Genomic DNA, 16,295 nt, shown 5'->3' on the forward strand with positions numbered 1-16,295 from the left:
TCATCATATTTAACATAAACCAAACAATAAGATAAAACATGAAAAAACTATTACATCTCATTTTCATAGTTCTATGTGTGAGTTCTATTTCAGTGCTCAGCGCAGACACAACTACTATTCTAGCCTTCGGTGACTCCATCACTGCGAAAGGTGGCAGGGGATTTGTCACTTACCGGCATGTGTTAATTCCTGAATTACGAAATGAATGTTTAGATTTTGAATTCATCGGCCCGAAGAGGGACCATGACTCCGCCTATGCGGGGTATGGAGGGAAGAATACCAGTTACTTGCTTAGTATTTCGGAAGAAGTTTACAGCCAGTATCCCGCGGATATTGTTATGATCCACTCAGGCCACAATAGCTTCAGTAAGGATGATCCAGTTGCTGGAATCGTTCGTGATACTGAATTGATCATGAAGAATATGAGAAGCATTAATCCAGATGTAATATTCCTACTGGCACAGGTCATACCTGCTGGGAAGCTTCCCAAATACTCATATATTCCCGATTTAAACGAGGAACTTGCGGCACTTGCAACACGCCTGACGGAACAGGGGTACAACATTATTCTAGTCGATCAAGCTGATGGCTTTGATTGGAAAGAAGATACGATCAGTGACATGGTGCATCCCAATCCTTCAGGTGCAAAGAAAATGGCAGATAAATGGATGCAAGCTCTGCTTCCTTTACTTGACATTAAGGATGTGAAGTTGGTTGAGGCAGACAGTTGAATCATTCTTTTCTTGGGAGGGAGTGTCTGAAATACATAATTAAACTTGTGTTAATACGTATTAGTAATACGTATTAATTTATGCTTATACCTATTGCTGCTATATTGGTCAAATTACCCCGTTTATTGTCTGTCGGACTAGTTTTGACTAGTTCGCTTTGGTCGCATTCGATGGCGGCTTCGGTCAAGCGGTTGGCGGTGCAGGAGTTTGTCTGGGATGCTAGCTCGGGCGTTAAGCTGGGGGCAGCGCTGCAGGCCGTTCCAGAGGGGGAGCAGGTCTTGCAGATGCTTTCTTATGTTTTGGAAGGAGCCACGGGACAAGTAGTTGAGGCGGGAGAGGATGTGGAGCGGGGTATTTACTTAGGCTTGCCAGCGGATGCTCCACAGCTAGCTGAAATGGCTTCTTTGTCGGAGGACGATGCGTTTGGTCGCGAGGACTACCTGCTCTATTCGACTGCAGACTGTGTCTATGTAATTGGAGCCACTGGCATGGCGGTTCGTCATGGTGTGGTGGATTTGGTGAATCGATGGGGCTATCGGCGCTTCTTTCCGACTTCCAATTGGGAAGTGTTTCCTGCGTTCAAAGATCTTCGGGTGAAAGTAAATGTGGTCGAATCTCCTGCCTATGTCGTTCGTGATATTTTCGACGTGAACTTCTTGCCGGGCGAGAAAGAATTATTTTTGGAATGGCGGGATTGGAATCGATTGGGGTCGGGCTTTGGGCTGAAGACCAAGCACTCCTACGATGGGATTTTTTTGAGGAACCGAGAGGCATTTGATGGGCATCCTGAGTATTTTGCTATGGTAGATGGAGAAAGAACTCCGGATGCCAAGTATAAGAAGTTTAATGTTTCGAATCCGGATTTGCAGCAAATTGTCTTAGATGATGCTCGTGCTCGACTCGAGGCGCTGGAGTTGTCAGATTCCGTGAGTATGGATCCGAGTGATTTTGGCGGCTGGGATAATAGTGGTGAGTCGTTTGAGGAATTGGGGTCGCCAACGAATCAAGCCGTCAGCCTGGCTAATTTGGTCGCGCGTGAGGTGGCGGCTCCGGAAGGGAAGTTTGTGGGGATGTATGCGTATTATCAGCATCAGAGTCCGCCTACAATTGAAGTGGAGCCAAATTTGATTGTCAGCTTTGCGACACGATTCCTGTCGCCTGGACGTGATCTCGTCGAATCAATTTCAGCTTGGAGAGCTCAGGGCTTAGAGTGGGTCGGCATTCGAGACTATGCCTCTTTTTGGGGGTGGGATCTGGGGATGCCAGGATTTGCTGAGGGAGGGAATTTGGCATATCAAGAGGATTCGCTTCAAATGTATTATGACCTCGGGGCTCGTTTTTATACTTCAGAAGTGGAGAGTAACTGGGGGGCGTATGGACTTGGCGTTTATGTGACATCGCGATTATTGTGGTCGCCCGATGCTGAGGTGAGTGAATTGGTAGCTGACTTCCTTGAGAAAAGTTTTGGTCCCGCGGCCGAGGTGATGGCATCCTTTTATGATAAATTGAACGGTGAGAAGTCTGTCTTGGCACAGCAAACACCGGTGCAGGATTACTATGCGATTCTACTGGAAGCGGGGGAGCGTGCCGTAGGCCGAGAGGATGTGCAGGCTCGTATTGATGATTTGATTGCCTATGTGCGTTATGTAGAATTGATGAGTGAGTTACAGAAAGCTCGAGAGGATGATAAGCAACAATACTTGATGGATCTATATCGTTGGACTTTTCGGATTTCTCCTCAACAAATGGTGGCGACTCGTGCGATGGCCTTTCGTCCTCGCAATGGAGGTATTCGATACACATTTCCGACGCTCAAACATCCAGATGAAGCTGAGCGAGCGGTCTTGCTGGATACTTGTGTTGGTCAAGCTGTGACTCGGGCAGAGTTGAGGCAGCTTGCGCAAGCATCGATTGCGTCGGCGAAGCCAGACGCGTGGTCAAATTTACCGATTCAAGATCGGATGACGCGTAGCCCTCGCTTGCGCTTTGGGGCTGCCTTATTGTTTCCGATGGAGCGAAATGAGCAGGTGAGCGTTTCGGTTTCTATGAGGCTCTTTGGCTTCTCCTGGTTACCTCGTTATATGGTTTTAGACCCGACAGGGGAGGTCGTCGCTAGCGGAAGAGTTAAATCACTTAATGAAGCGATCATGTTAAATAGCACTCAGGCTGGGGAGTATTTGTTGGTTTTTGAACGAACATTAATACAAATTCAGGCGAGTTCTTCGCGTGAATTCTATCTGTTGCCGTCGGCTGATTTTCAAGCCATCGCCATGGTTCGTTTTTCCGGAGACATGAATTTCTCGCTTCCTGCTGGAGCAAGTTCACAGATTGCCGTTGGAGGGCAAGGAGGCGGAGAGCGAGTGGGCGTCAGTATTATTAATGAAGCAGGAGTTCTGCTTGCGGAAGAGGGTGAGGCTTCGGGAGATGAACCTTTGATTCTTGATCTTCCGCTTCATGAGAGCATGGCGAGTTACAACATCAATTTAAGAGGACCGACGAGTGGAAATTTTGAGGATGCTTTTATCCATTTTCAGGGCGGTAATCGCGTGCCGCTGCGGATGGGGCCTCTTGATCGCGCGGCGGCGGAGTGAAGTTGTGTGACTTCGTTTGTAATTCAGCAAAATTAGACAATGGCGAAATTGAATAAAAAAAAATCTGGCGCGTCTAGCAGTCCAACTCAAAAGGATATCGCAGATGCTCTTCAGCTCTCGCAAACGACGGTAGCGATGGCCTTGAGTTCGAAATATGAAGGTCGACTTTTAGAGGAGACTGTTGAGCGTGTGCGGAAATATGCCGCTGAGGTTGGCTACCATCCTCAGCGGTTTGCTCAGATGATGCGAGGAGGGCGGAGTCGAATTGTGGGTGTAGTTGTTCGCTTGGGGGTCTATACGGATCATCATCAGCTGTTGTCGTTGCTTTCAAATGAACTTACTCGATCGGGGTATCGTTTGATTTTAGCAGATCCCGAATGGTTTGGTGGAGATCATGGATTAGTTAAGGCTTATTTATTAGATCACGGTGTGGAGGGGGTTGTTTTCTGTAATATTGTGCAACCAGAGGAAGCTCGTTCTCTCTATGAATTATTGCCTACATCTCTACCAGCAGTTTCGCTTCAGAGTTCGATTGATTCGATTCCGAATGTACGAAGTGATATTGAATCGGCCTATTATGCATTGACTCGTTTGCATTTGGCCTTCGGGGCACGACGCTTGAATTTACTTTTAAGCTTTCGAGATAAGGGGCACTTAGGCCGTCCGGCTTTCACTGCGATTGATCGCGCGAAGGGCTTCTCGCGGGCAATCTCAGAGGCAGGTGGAGGCGTCTTTGCGGATGATGTTGTGCGTGAGTTATTGGAACTTCCGAACTGCTTAAATCCTCAGAATCAAGGGCCGTCTAAAATCGCGGGGAAGATTATTCATCCCGAACGACTTCCCATGATTAATAATGCATATGATAATGGTTTTTATACGGCAACTGAGTTGATCCGCTCTGATGCGATTCCTGATTCATTGATCTGTGCCAATGATGATACGGCTATTGGCGCACTTGCGGCATTTTTGCGATCCGATGTCCGAGTCCCCGGGCAGGTTCGGATTAGTGGACATGATAATACCGTTGCTGGATCCTATGCCACCGTGCCGCTGATGACAGTAAGTGTGCCGTTGTTGGAAATGGTAAAGAAAGCTACAGGTCATTTGGTTTCGATGATTGATGGAGCAGGGGAGCGCGAAGTCTCTTCCATGTCCAAGCTTCCAAGTGAAATTTTGATTAATCTGTCTGCGAGTTGTGCCGAAAGAGTTCGTTCTCTCAGTGGAAATCCCGACCTGCAAATGATTGATGGAAATCGCGTGGTCTGGGAGACGATGGATTCATATCAGTATGAAGATTTAAATTTATGAGAGAAGTGAATCAACGTTTTAGCAAACTCGATACTTCGAGCAAGGTCTTGAAACTCGTAAAGAGGGACATGGTTTTGGATTCGTTACGCGGAGCCTCTGCTTGGCTAGATGCTGCGGTTGATGGCGCTGGGGTCGTGGGGAAATGCTGCCGTAATGCTTTGTATCATGAAGATGGTCGAGTGACTTGGTTGTATCCCAATAGTAATACGGCAGAGTCGATCTCGGCATGGTTGAAACTTGGAGAGTTGTTGGGGGATCCGACGAAAGTGGATCAGGCGAAGTTGTATGCGGATACCATGCTCGATGATACAGTTCGAGGCTTATGGAATGACCCCGCAGCGCCTGAGGCGTTTGGGCTTCCGTGGTATTGGACTGATGGGGGAACTTATAGTTCCATATATGCGATGCGGATACCTATTTATCTAAGCCAGCTCTATCAGGCGACTGGTTGTGATCGCTACCTTTCGGTTTCCGATGGGATAGGAGAGACGCTCCTGAATCGTATGTTGGATAGTGGAATTGTGAGTGCAGCATGGGATCCGAAGACTGGGTGGATGCATGAAGTACGTGTTGGCGCGCGGGTCATGTACTCGGTTGCTACCTTTGCGAAACTGTGGCAGATGACGGGTAAGGAGAAGTATCGAGTTGGCTATGATAAATCGGTGGCGGCTCTATTGAGAATGCAAAATGAGGATGGATCTTTTTATCAGCAGTACGATCCTCGGACGGGGGAGGCCCTGGATACTTCTATTAAATTTCACTTTGTTGCCTATCTGCTGAATATTTTGCAGTGCGCTTACGAGGCAATGGGGGATACACGATTGGTTGATTGTGGAGCACGTCTCGCTGATCACCTTTGTGGCACTTTCTACTATCGTCATACAGTCCCATATTGTGGTGGTACTGGCCTGGAAGCACCAGACCAGATGGAGGCGGATGGTTCTATTCAGGATTCCTGCAATGGGCTCCTTTGGTTGTTCGAAGTCACGGGCACTTCTGTCTATCGTGACGTGGCTTTGAAGTTGTGGATGGAATTGTGGATGCATCAGATTCCTCAGGATAATGAAGCAGGATGGGCCGGTGCTATCATGCGGGGAGTGACTCCGTCATACACAGAGACCTTGGCGGGGGTTCCCTCAAATAGAAAGCATTTACACTTTGATCCTACGGTTGTCGCGCGATGTGATATTTGGTTCGTCGCCAACCATGTTTTTGCATCAGAACGACTGTTGCAGCTGATTGGTAAGGATTGCATCTCTGAAGCCTGAGGGGGCGCGGAGCATTCTAGAGGCTAGATTTTTTTAGTGTGTGAATTTATTTTTTTTAAGAATTGGAAAGTTACTTGACAATATTAAATTTACTATTGTAAATTTAAAAGGAACTATTGATTAAACCTGCTGTTACTATGAAAAAAATATACACGATTCTGACACTTAATATTGCTGGCTTCCTGCTCTCGGCTCAGGCTGCAGATCCTGTGCTTCATTATGCATTGGATGAAGGGGCTGGTTCGACTGCTGCCAATTTGGGGACGGCGACAGGGGCGAATGGGGCACTGTATCATGGGAGCACTTCTTTGGTCGGCGCGGCTGGCGACGGATATTGGGTCGCTGACTCCCCGTCGGGGAGCGGTTCTTCTTATTCAATGACCACTCCGGATAGTTATGTTCAGGCTGGCGTGCTGTCTGATCTATCTGGAGTTGGTGATTTTACTTTTACAATGTGGCTTAAGTTAAGTGATGTTCAGTATAATGATCGAATCTTTAGCACTCGTGGGACTGCTGGAACTGGCTTTATCGATCTACTTGCAGTGAGTGGTTCCACGGCGTCGGCACTTAACCTAAGTCTTCAATTGAAGGGAACTGGCGGTTCTGCTACTATCAATAGTGTTGCGTTTGATGCCACTGAATGGACGTTTTTGAGTGTTGTGAGAGATGGGGATACTGTTACGTTCAATACTGGTAGTGTGCTGCTGGGGTCGGCTCAGTTGTCAACTGAGAGCGGTCTATATGAAGGTACTGTCGGGCAGTCTGCTGGGAATTTTGAGATTGCAGGGACCGCGGCATCGGGCTCAGATCGCTCGCCTCTTGGTGCTATTAGTGACTTTAGGTTCTACAACGAAGCGCTTAGTTTGAGTGCCATCGATGGGGTTCGACAATCGGCGATTCCAGAGCCTTCAACAACTATGATGTTGTCGGTGATTGGTATCATCGCTGTAGGCTTGCGCAGGCGTGGCGCTAAGTAAATGTAAAGTGCCTGCTGTTAAGTGGGCGCGAGTAGAAGTCTGCTTGTCTGGGATGTTCTAGGGCTCTTTTGTTGGGGGGTTCGAAGGCCTCTTGGGAATCCGGCTAAAGGTACTATCAGTATCACTATTACTCTTTCAAATGCCAACAGAGCTGCCTTCTGACGGCATTTTTAGTAATTAATCTTGTGAAGCAAATATTTGCTTTAAGGGCGGAGCTGTCGTCCGCTGCAACGAGTCCGTTTTTATAGAAATGAATATTTTGTTTAGGTTATTATTTATACTTGGAGCGTTGATTGCTCAGATTGCTTCAGCTCAAGCTGAGCTGTTGTTGCATTACCCTCTAGATGAGGGCAGTGGCACTTCAGTCAGAGATACTGGAATCTCGCCTGCCGCACCTGGTAAACTGTTCGGTCGGGGCTCAAACTGGATCTCAAATAGTCCAACCGGAGCCGAGTATGTGTATTCTGTAGGTGATGGTGAGGGCTATATTAGCGGGGGGACGATTGATAAGTTGGAGGGCTTGGTAGACTTTAGTGTGACATTCTGGGTTAAGGCTGATCAGATTCGTTATAATGATCGTATCTTTAGCACTCGGGCAAAGAGCTTCGACGAGGATAAAACAACCGGGTTTATCGATCTAATGGCCGATGAAGGCTCGTTGCACGATTCATTGAAATTTCGTTTTGAGTTTCGTAATGGTGACCAGCCGGGCTCGAGTATTCACACTGGCAGTTTCGACGCGAGTGACTGGACCTTCGTTGGGATTGTTCGTCATGGACGTACTGTCACTTTCTATGTCGGAGATGGAGATGATTCTCTACGTATCTTACCATCGCGCGGCCGAGTGTCCGGACTGGGGGATATAAATGTCAATAGTGGCGAGTTTCGTTTATTGGGAACTGCGGCTAGCGAGCGAAATCGTAGCCCGAAGGCCTCGTTGAGTGATTTTCGTATCTATGACGCAGCTTTAAGTGTGAACGAGTTAAAGTTCATTGGTTCGGCTTCCGCTTCAGTTAGTAATGAGACGGAAGTCAGGCTGACTCCCGAGAGTCTCGAGACGTCCGCGCAGGATATTCAATTGTCTTCCTCTGAGCAGGCAGGAATCAACTGGGACCAATTGTATGTGTTCTCGAATGAAAATACATCTTTGATCCAGAGCCCTGGAGCTAGCCTCTTTGATATCTCAAAGCCTTATACTGCAGCGACGGGGGCAGGGTTTGTTTTTTCTAATGATACGGATGTATCCGAAAACGGGCAGGTCATGTTCCGTATTCGTAAGAATCATGAGCAGCGTCAAGCGGTAGCGGTCGATGCTCGTCACTATGGGAAGCCAGCGTTAGATCGAGCGGCATACACGGTGCGCATTGATTTACCTAATGGTTGGTATCGAGTTGGCGTGGCTGCGGGCGACCCAGCAGGTTCGACCGCGTTGCTGGCTCATGTGGGGGATACATTTAAAGAGGTGAATGGGGTGGACGTGCTCGATGACGAAGCGATCAATACGCTTAGCCTGTTCAACGGCAGTGAAGGGCTTAGCACGGGGAGCGTGATGGTTAAAGATACGCCGTTCAATGTGACTCAAGGATATGTGTTGGTTAGTTTTCGCCGTCCTCCAGAATCGCGGGCGCGTTGGGGCAGCTGCGCTGGGATTGCGATTGAAAAAATGGAATCGTCTAGCACTGGGGAATCCGCCGTGCTGTGGCTGATTCAGCAGGGACGATTTGTGCCAACGTTGAATGTGGATTTCGATGGTCCATCAGCCGACTATATTCGCGATCAATGGGTAGAACTTGAGCATCGGCTGACGGGGCGTCGTGAGACCGGAGTCGAGGCTTCACGTGAACCATGGCGCTTGTGCTTTCGTTTGTCAGATGATAGTCATGCCGAGCAGTTACTGAGTGAGCATGGCGTGACTCGTAAGCAAATCGGTAAGGATGGTTTTGTCATTATTCCTGATGCTGAGGGGCTGACGGCAGTTGCGAATAATCCATACGGTTTAATCAGTGCGATGTTTGAAGTGGTTCGTCTTGGAACTGGTTTTGAATGGGTGCGGCCTCAGGCAGATCAGCCATTGGTTCCCGTAAATCAGGCTTACCTCGCGTTGAAAGGCCCCGTCCTTAAGCGCCCTGCGTTTGATTTGAGAGGGCAGGCTTTGACTCAGTATGATGCTAGTCGAGAATATCCTACGTATTGGAATTGGTTGGTGCGTAATGGATATAACTTGGTGGGAGGTAGCATCATTGGTGAGCGCTTTCGCGTTGCGGGACCGCTCAATGTTGAGCGCGACATGGTGCATAACTTTTTCGGCCACACGCTGCATGAATTAGTCCCGACAGAGACTTATTTTGAGAGTCATCCAGAATATTTTCCGATGATAAATGGAAAACGGAAAGGTGGCTATAAGGGCGCACAGGTCAATATGGCGAATCCTGAAGTTGTCGATGTGGTGGTCGATGCATTCACGCAATACATGATTGAGAATCCATTATTGAATGTTGTGAGCTTAGGCACAAATGATACTGGCAGTGATGGTTCCTCTGGTTGGGGCGAGGGTGCGGATGAACTCGCGATGGATGATCCGAGAGACCTGTTGCAATCCAATATGCGAAATATCCGCAGTTACTCGACGCGCTATGTGAAATTTGCGAATGCGATCACTCAGAAGTTTTCTCAGGCATATCCAGATGTCGCTACCACGATTTACGCTTATCACGAGACACTACCAGCTCCGTATGTGAAGCCGGACCCAAAGCTGTTGGTTCAGTTTTCACCGCTGTATAAGAGTATGAATCAAGCGATGAACAGTACCTCTAGTGCTCGTAATCAACAGTTTAATGCATGGTTAAAAGGATGGGCAGAGTTGACCGATAATATCTTGGTGCGTGATTACTATGTCATGTTCAGTCGTGCGGGCCGTACCGTTCTGCCTGTTTCGCTCTATGTTGTTCAGCAAGACTTGAGCTATTATCGTGAGTTGGGACTCAGAGGGATTGCTCCAGAAACGATTCCCGATGGACCCGTCGGTGGGAATTCCGACCCTGAGAAATCGTATCCTCCCTTTGTGCTCGATCCTCAAGCTTATGAAACCTATTGGGATGCCAGTTGGTTAGTGCACTATGGCTTAGGACGACTGATGTGGGAGCCTGATCTGCCGATTCGAGATGTTATCAAAAGTGCCTGCGACGTCTATTATGGTCCAGCATCGCCTTGGATGACTGAATACTACGATCGTTTGAATCGTTATCTGTATCAATCAGGACGACCTGAAGAGGTGATTGAAGAGAGCCAGATCGATAAAAGCTTGGGTGGGCGTGTCCATACTGGGCCTTATGATATGACTTGGAACTGGTTGCCAACTATTAGTAAACACGCGAGTGCCATGTTCGATCTTCGAGGCTTGGAACAGGCGGAAGCCAAACAGCGCTTGTATGGCATGGCTGAGCTACTTGCTTATGGGCGTAGTGCTGCTCGCGGAAGTGGCTTGAGACCAGTTATTGAACGCGTCGAGCGAGATGTGGCTTTGTTTGATCTATACACGTCCAGTCTTGGATACGGTTTCGAATTCCGGACCGGTCGAACCACTCCGCGAATCTTAGATGAACCAAGCTTGTAAGTTAGGAAACTACTGAGACTGCTTTGGTTCAATTGTGAAGTCTGATTTTCTCTGCACTTTTAAAATATATAGAATGAAAAAAAGACACTTTGATATTGTCGTCGTCGGCGGTGGCCCTGCTGGGATTACTGCATCTATTGCTGCGGCTCGAATGGGCCGATCCACTGCACTGTTGGAACGCGGTGAAATTTTGGGAGGTATGGGGACGCTGGCTTTAGTTAATAACTTCTGCAAAGCTCACCATGATGGCTCACAGTTTATTATCGGGGGCATCTTTGCGGAAATTCGCAATGCTTTGATTCAACGTGGTGCATTGTTTTTAACGGATGGCCTAGAACCTTATAACCATCATGTCTTCTTGGATGTGGTGAAAGAGCTGTGTGAGGAGGCTGGGGTTGCGGTCTTTACGGGAGCACATGTTAAAAAAAGCACCTTTATTGAGGGGGAGTCGACCTTATTGGAACTCGAGCAAGGGGAGTTGATTGAGGCAGATGCTGTAGTGGATGCGTCTGGGGACGCAGTGATTGCAGCCGCAGCAGGAGTTCCTTTTCTTGCTCGGAGAAGCGATAGTCGTCGTTTGATGCCGCTTACATATTGTTATGTCGTGGGTCCAGTGAACCTCGATCAGGTTCGTCGGGAATTGCCCGAAGTTGTTTTACAGGATCGTCTCAATGGAGGCGATTATCTCTACCTAGGTGGACAAACTCAGTTGCGTGAGTGGGTGAGAGCAGCTCGTGAGTGTGGCGATTTGACGATTCCTCGTGAGCGGATAGCCGTTGCTTACTCAATACCAAAAACACCGGAGAATATTGCCGTAAATTTCGGTCGAGTCGTGGTTGAGGATCCGACAAATCCAGAGCAGATGAAACAAGCGGAGTTGATGGGAAAGCAGCAGGTCGATGAAGGTGTGAATTTCTTTCGTAAGTATATTCCGGGCTTTGAGAATGTTGAACTTTTAGAACTGGCACGACAGATTGGTGTGCGTGAATCTCGTCAGATTGACGGACTGTATTGCTTGAACCAAGAGGATGTCTTGGGCTGTCGCCAGTTTGAAGACGGTATTGCTCAGTGCTGCTACGCGATTGATATTCATGAGGCAGATTCGGATAAGACAACTATGATTTCTATCCCTAAGGGGAAACATTATGATATACCTTTAAGAAGTTTAATTCCAGCTTCTGGTCCCTCCAATCTAATTGTCGCGGGGCGTAGTATTTCAGCGACTCAGGAGGCCATGAGTTCCTTTCGTGTATCACCTTCGGCTATGGCAATCGGCGAGGCGGCGGGCGTGACTGCGGCCATCGCTGTTGAGGAGCATTTAGCAATATGTGATGTCAGTAGCATGCACGTGCGTGAACGCTTGGTCGCAACTGGAGGCATACTGGATTAAATTATGGATACAAGTTCACATCATTTCTCGCGCCTAGTGACGGCTGATCGTCTCTCCGATATCGTCGGACGCAAGCGCCTGAAGGCATCTTTGCATGGTGTGGGCATGTGGCTGACTGCCGCTTCGGAAACAACCGGGGCGTCCGGTAAACTACACCGTAATGCGGTGTATCATCAAGATGGTCGTGTGACTTGGTTGTATCCAAATAGTAATACAGGCGAACTGATATCGGCGATGTTGGATCTGGGGTTTGTGCTGGAAGACACTTCATGGACAGATGCTGCTAGTGCTTATGCGGATGCACTTCTGGATGATAGTGTCCATGGTTTATACCGAGGTGAGCGCCTGGAGGCGCATGGTCTTGCTTGGTACTGGACGGATGCAGGGACCTATACCGGTGGCTATTCCATGCGTATGCCGGCTCATTTTTTTCGTTTGTATGAGGCGACCGGAAATCAACGTTATTTAGATGCCTGTGACTGGATTGGCCGCACCATGCTAGATCGCCAGTTAGAGTCAGGTCTAGTGACGGCTGCGTGGAATCCGCAGGACGGATGGATGCCTGAGCCCCGAATGGGTAGCCGCTATATGTATCCATTGGCGACTTTTGCGACGCTTTGGAAAGTGACGGGGGACGCCAAGTATCTATCGGCTTATGAGCGTGCCTTGCCGACAGTGCTTGCGATGCAGAATGAAGACGGATCGTTTTTTCAATGCTACGATCCGATGACAGGGACAGCGGTGGATGATTCGATTAAATTCCACTTTTATGCCTATATTCTGAATGCACTTGAAGAGGCATTCACTATCACGAAAGATGATCGTATCTTAAATTGCGCCGTTCGACTTGCCGATCATCTTGCTGGGGTCTTTTACTATCGTCATACTGTGCCTTACTGTGGGGGCAATGTGGCCTCGCCGACGGATCAAACCGAAGCCGATTCCACCATGCAGGATTCTTGCGCAGGCCTGCTGTGGCTGGCAAAGCTAAAGGGACAGAGCGTCTATCGGGATATTGCTTCAAAATTATTGATAGAAGCGATGGTGCATCAACTGCCAGTGACGGCAGACGATGGGTGGGCGGGAGCACTCTTGCGTGGGGTGAATTCTAGTTTGGATGGAACGATTGCCGGAGTTCCTAGCAATCGACGCCATTTAAACTATGATCCTACTTTGATTGCACGTTGCGACCTTTGGTGCGTGGTGAATCACATCCGTGCCTGCCGTCGACTCTTGGATGAGTCTTGTAGCTAAAAATAACAAGATGGTGATAACCAAGTATAGTAAATGCTTAAGAGGAATAGATTATGATGATATTGTGTGACAGGAAAAAATATAGTCGTAGGGGATTCACGCTAATCGAGTTGTTAGTTGTCATCGCGGTGATCGCAGTGCTTGCGGCCATTCTGCTTGCTGTTATCGGCCCTGCTCGTGAGCGAGTGGATCTTGCGAAGTGTGCGAACTCGCTACGCTCTTTATATGTGACCAATGGCGTATACATGCTGGATAATAGAAGTCAGTATCCACCAGTTCATGCCAAGGATCATGCGTTAACCTATTGGAGACGTTCCTTTCTTCAATACGAGGGGCTTCCGAGCGATTCAGCTAAATATCTGGCAGCTATGTCGAAGACTAGTTTTGTCTGCCCTTCGGTTGGGGATTTCCTCGCTGAGAGTGATCTTCCGGATACCTTTATTTCCTATGCGATCAATGACTATTTACATCAGTTGAACAGTGTTAATGTTCGAGATCCAGCCAAATGCCTATTCGCTATGGATGCAGGAATCAGAGCTGGTAATTTACCGACAGAGTCGGTCACACCAGCTCTTTTAAGGCGAATCGGCAATAATTATCATAATGATTCTGTCAATTTGATCTTTGCTGATGGGCATGTTGAATTGTTCGGCGATGTAACACTACTGACATCCGCTTCATATAATGTCGGGGGAAGTAAAGACATTTGGACTCCATAGTTTGTGTTCTGTTCGGAACTAGGAGTTCAGGTCATGCATATGATTCAGTAGCATCGCTTCGGTGACTAATAGGGCAGAGCCATCGCGGTTGAGTTGTTCTCCATCTTTAGGAAATACAAGTGTAGTCAGCTGTTTATTTTCGTAGGTAAAATGACTTTGTTTGTGGATTCTTTCTAGTCCAAGATTTTTGATGCCATGTTTGTGTATCTGAGCATCCAGTGCTGTAAATAACATTTCATCGCTGGCTTTCCCTGCCCTTAGTAGGGCATCTAGGCAGCTGGTGTTTCCACAGTAACACTGTCCTCCAGATTTGCGGACAGATTGATGCAGAAAGGGGCCTGATGTTCCCATCCGTCCAAGTTTTATGATTCCATTATGCATTACTGCTAGGTGGAGATCGCGTTTGTATCTCTCGACATAAGCGATGTTGTTGTCTGTCCCTAATTGTTTGGCTAGGCCGTGAAGCTTGCTGGCTACTTGAGTCCATTGGCCTATTACGGTTATGTCGATTAGTTGTGGGTGCATGAACTTGGGAGAGCAAGGCAGCCATTCATCAATACCGTTTAGGGAATAAATTAATGCGGCATTGTTGTCGGAAACGATGCCGTCGACCTCAAGTCCGATGCCAGTCAGTCGCTGATCCTTTGACTGTATCCACCCTTGAGCCTTCGTCACTGATTTGCCTATAGCCGTGAATACTGAGCGCTGGGTGGGGCGGGACACCTTTTGGTGGAACAAGGCTAACTGCTCTGAGGTGGAATTGATGACTTGAACGGTTACGTCAGAAGCTCTGATGTGAACGGCGAGTGTCACCCATGGCAGGCAGGATAGGGAGAGTGCTTCAACGGGACGCTTCGAATGCTTCTTACGCACCGTGACTTTGCGGATCAAACCGTGTTTATCTAGCCATTTTGATTTCTGCGTTATCGATGCGGGAGAGAAACCGGTTTGCTCTGCAATCTTTGAGCGTGTGACCTCTTTGTTCAATAATACCAGTCTGACAAAGCGCTCTAGCGATAGTGAGTTTCTTGCTTTGGAGGTTTCTGCCATGATGTTAGACATTTGAGTGGGACTGGTCATCTAATAAAAAGAAAGGAGGCGATGAATCAAAGTGCTGTTAATGATGATGGGGTTGTATGGTTTGTTTTCTCAATTTCTTCTATTGTTAATCGTCGATTACTAATAAACGACTTTTTTATGCAGTTTTCAATGCCTTGAATCGAGCGGTGTGCGTGATCTTCAGAGTTGTATGAGCAATCGATTAGATCCGAAGGTATGTCTTCTATGACACACTGCGCATGTAGTTGATTGATGAAGTCTGTATGGGTGCGTGCGACTTCTAAGCTGGCCCCTGCTGCTTCTCCTGTTCGGATGGCATGTAATATCTTACGAAATTCTGTGCTTCGTGCTTCCATACTATCGACTGTTGGGATCAGCTCTCCAGATGGGAAGATTCTAAAATGTTTGCGAAATTCCCAATGGACACTGCCTGTGCTGCCTGATATTTCGATTATTGGCTCAATCAACGTTGAGCCACTATGTGTCACATTATAGAGAATCTCGACTCCAGTATCCGTTCTCATTTTTGCTGAGATGGTATCGAAAGTTTCAATTGACTGAGCTCTGAAAAGACTTGCTTCAAATTCAGCCACATTTGCGGCCGAATGTAATTTGTTGCCACTGAAATAGAGCGATGCCATCAAAAAGTGCGCGAGTGCATTGTTGGCTGGAGAATCGTAAACAAAGTGGTCCCCATCTCGAATTTTTCCAGCCCAATTATTCCTTTGATAATAGTAGATGGGACGTGGCCAAGACGCCATTACTTTGATGTGTGAAACTGTGCCAATCGCTCCGGCAAGTAATCGGTTTTTTATGTCATTTGTGGCATCCTGATACAGGTCCTGGTAACCGACGAAGACCCTGAGCTTTGCCTGGTCCCGGGCGGCAATCATTTCGTCGACTTCAGCAATTGTTCCAGCTACTGGCTTTTCTACGAGGACATTCCAGCCGGCTTCCAGCGCTGCAATTGTCATGCGGCAATGCAGAGCAATGCCAGTCGGGATGACACATAGATCCAATGCATGGGCTTCGGCCTTTACCATTTTATCGAAGTCATCATAGATACGGCAGCCGATTTTTTGGAGTTCTTGGCAAGCTTCTGGCTCTTCAGATTGATTGATGATGGTGGCACAGCTGATTTGAACTTCCTGATTGGCGGCCAGTGCATGCAACGTCTTTAAGTGATTGCGGGCAAATCCAGAGACGCCCACTAGGCCGATCTTAGGTATCTTGTTTGATGCGTGTCTCATTGTATGATCTTTGATTGATTTTAGCTGTGAGCGATTGGTCCTATTAAATTGAATGCTCGGGGTCACTTCATCTGCCCTATCTGAGTCGAATCACTGTATTTAAATTTCTAGTGTTCTTAACAGTCAAGGATGAGA

11 protein-coding genes are annotated in these 16,295 nt (G+C 47.8%); 9 read left to right on the forward strand and 2 right to left on the reverse strand.

The features are described 5' to 3' along the window. Positions 1-38 precede the first annotated feature (38 nt). From QEH59_RS10100 to QEH59_RS10140, 9 genes are all read left to right on the forward strand, one after another. On the forward strand, positions 39-731 hold the full coding sequence (locus QEH59_RS10100) for a GDSL-type esterase/lipase family protein (RefSeq protein WP_308985248.1): 693 nt from the start codon (positions 39-41) through the stop codon (positions 729-731). Between the two features lie 80 nt (positions 732-811). Then, the gene (locus QEH59_RS10105) at positions 812-3,322 is read left to right on the forward strand and encodes a DUF4838 domain-containing protein (protein WP_308985249.1); all 2,511 of its coding nucleotides are present in this window, start codon (positions 812-814) and stop codon (positions 3,320-3,322) included. Positions 3,323-3,370: 48 nt separating this feature from the next. Continuing rightward, a complete protein-coding gene (locus tag QEH59_RS10110) occupies positions 3,371-4,630 on the forward strand; it encodes a LacI family DNA-binding transcriptional regulator (RefSeq protein ID WP_308985250.1) in 1,260 nt (419 codons plus the stop codon). Beyond that, the gene (locus QEH59_RS10115; RefSeq protein ID WP_308985251.1) at positions 4,627-5,898 is read left to right on the forward strand and encodes a pectate lyase; all 1,272 of its coding nucleotides are present in this window, start codon (positions 4,627-4,629) and stop codon (positions 5,896-5,898) included. Before QEH59_RS10110 ends, QEH59_RS10115 begins: the two co-directional genes overlap by 4 nt. Positions 5,899-6,035: 137 nt before the next feature. Then, a complete protein-coding gene (locus QEH59_RS10120) occupies positions 6,036-6,875 on the forward strand; it encodes a LamG-like jellyroll fold domain-containing protein (protein WP_308985252.1) in 840 nt (279 codons plus the stop codon). 250 nt (positions 6,876-7,125) lie between these two features. Next, entirely contained in the window at positions 7,126-10,488 is a 3,363-nt protein-coding gene (locus tag QEH59_RS10125) for a DUF4838 domain-containing protein (RefSeq protein ID WP_308985253.1), read from the forward strand. 73 nt (positions 10,489-10,561) lie between these two features. Then, positions 10,562-11,878 carry an FAD-dependent oxidoreductase gene (locus QEH59_RS10130; RefSeq protein ID WP_308985254.1) on the forward strand — a complete coding sequence of 439 codons (1,317 nt, stop codon included), beginning with the start codon at positions 10,562-10,564 and terminating at the stop codon, positions 11,876-11,878. Positions 11,879-11,881: 3 nt separating this feature from the next. Continuing rightward, positions 11,882-13,132 carry a hypothetical protein gene (locus QEH59_RS10135; protein ID WP_308985255.1) on the forward strand — a complete coding sequence of 417 codons (1,251 nt, stop codon included), beginning with the start codon at positions 11,882-11,884 and terminating at the stop codon, positions 13,130-13,132. A gap of 53 nt (positions 13,133-13,185) precedes the next feature. Continuing rightward, a complete protein-coding gene (locus tag QEH59_RS10140) occupies positions 13,186-13,851 on the forward strand; it encodes a type II secretion system protein (protein ID WP_308985256.1) in 666 nt (221 codons plus the stop codon). An 18-nt stretch (positions 13,852-13,869) separates the two neighbouring features. On the opposite strand, the gene QEH59_RS10145 is transcribed toward QEH59_RS10140, so the two are convergent. After that, on the reverse strand, positions 13,870-14,901 hold the full coding sequence (locus QEH59_RS10145) for an ROK family protein (RefSeq protein WP_308985257.1): 1,032 nt from the start codon (positions 14,899-14,901) through the stop codon (positions 13,870-13,872). 56 nt (positions 14,902-14,957) lie between these two features. Continuing rightward, the gene (locus QEH59_RS10150; RefSeq protein ID WP_308985258.1) at positions 14,958-16,160 is read right to left on the reverse strand and encodes a Gfo/Idh/MocA family protein; all 1,203 of its coding nucleotides are present in this window, start codon (positions 16,158-16,160) and stop codon (positions 14,958-14,960) included. Positions 16,161-16,295 lie beyond the last annotated feature (135 nt).

This window comes from Thalassobacterium sedimentorum (assembly GCF_031127905.1).
GTDB lineage: Bacteria > Verrucomicrobiota > Verrucomicrobiia > Opitutales > Coraliomargaritaceae > Thalassobacterium > Thalassobacterium sedimentorum.

Coding starts and splice junctions, on each gene's coding strand:
- QEH59_RS10100 (WP_308985248.1), top strand. CDS start 39: ATGAAAAAACTATTACATCTCATTTTCATAGTTCTATGTGTGAGTTCT.
- QEH59_RS10105 (WP_308985249.1), top strand. CDS start 812: ATGCTTATACCTATTGCTGCTATATTGGTCAAATTACCCCGTTTATTG.
- QEH59_RS10115 (WP_308985251.1), top strand. CDS start 4,627: ATGAGAGAAGTGAATCAACGTTTTAGCAAACTCGATACTTCGAGCAAG.
- QEH59_RS10120 (WP_308985252.1), top strand. CDS start 6,036: ATGAAAAAAATATACACGATTCTGACACTTAATATTGCTGGCTTCCTG.
- QEH59_RS10125 (WP_308985253.1), top strand. CDS start 7,126: ATGAATATTTTGTTTAGGTTATTATTTATACTTGGAGCGTTGATTGCT.
- QEH59_RS10130 (WP_308985254.1), top strand. CDS start 10,562: ATGAAAAAAAGACACTTTGATATTGTCGTCGTCGGCGGTGGCCCTGCT.
- QEH59_RS10135 (WP_308985255.1), top strand. CDS start 11,882: ATGGATACAAGTTCACATCATTTCTCGCGCCTAGTGACGGCTGATCGT.
- QEH59_RS10140 (WP_308985256.1), top strand. CDS start 13,186: ATGATGATATTGTGTGACAGGAAAAAATATAGTCGTAGGGGATTCACG.
- QEH59_RS10145 (WP_308985257.1), bottom strand. CDS start 14,901: ATGGCAGAAACCTCCAAAGCAAGAAACTCACTATCGCTAGAGCGCTTT.
- QEH59_RS10150 (WP_308985258.1), bottom strand. CDS start 16,160: ATGAGACACGCATCAAACAAGATACCTAAGATCGGCCTAGTGGGCGTC.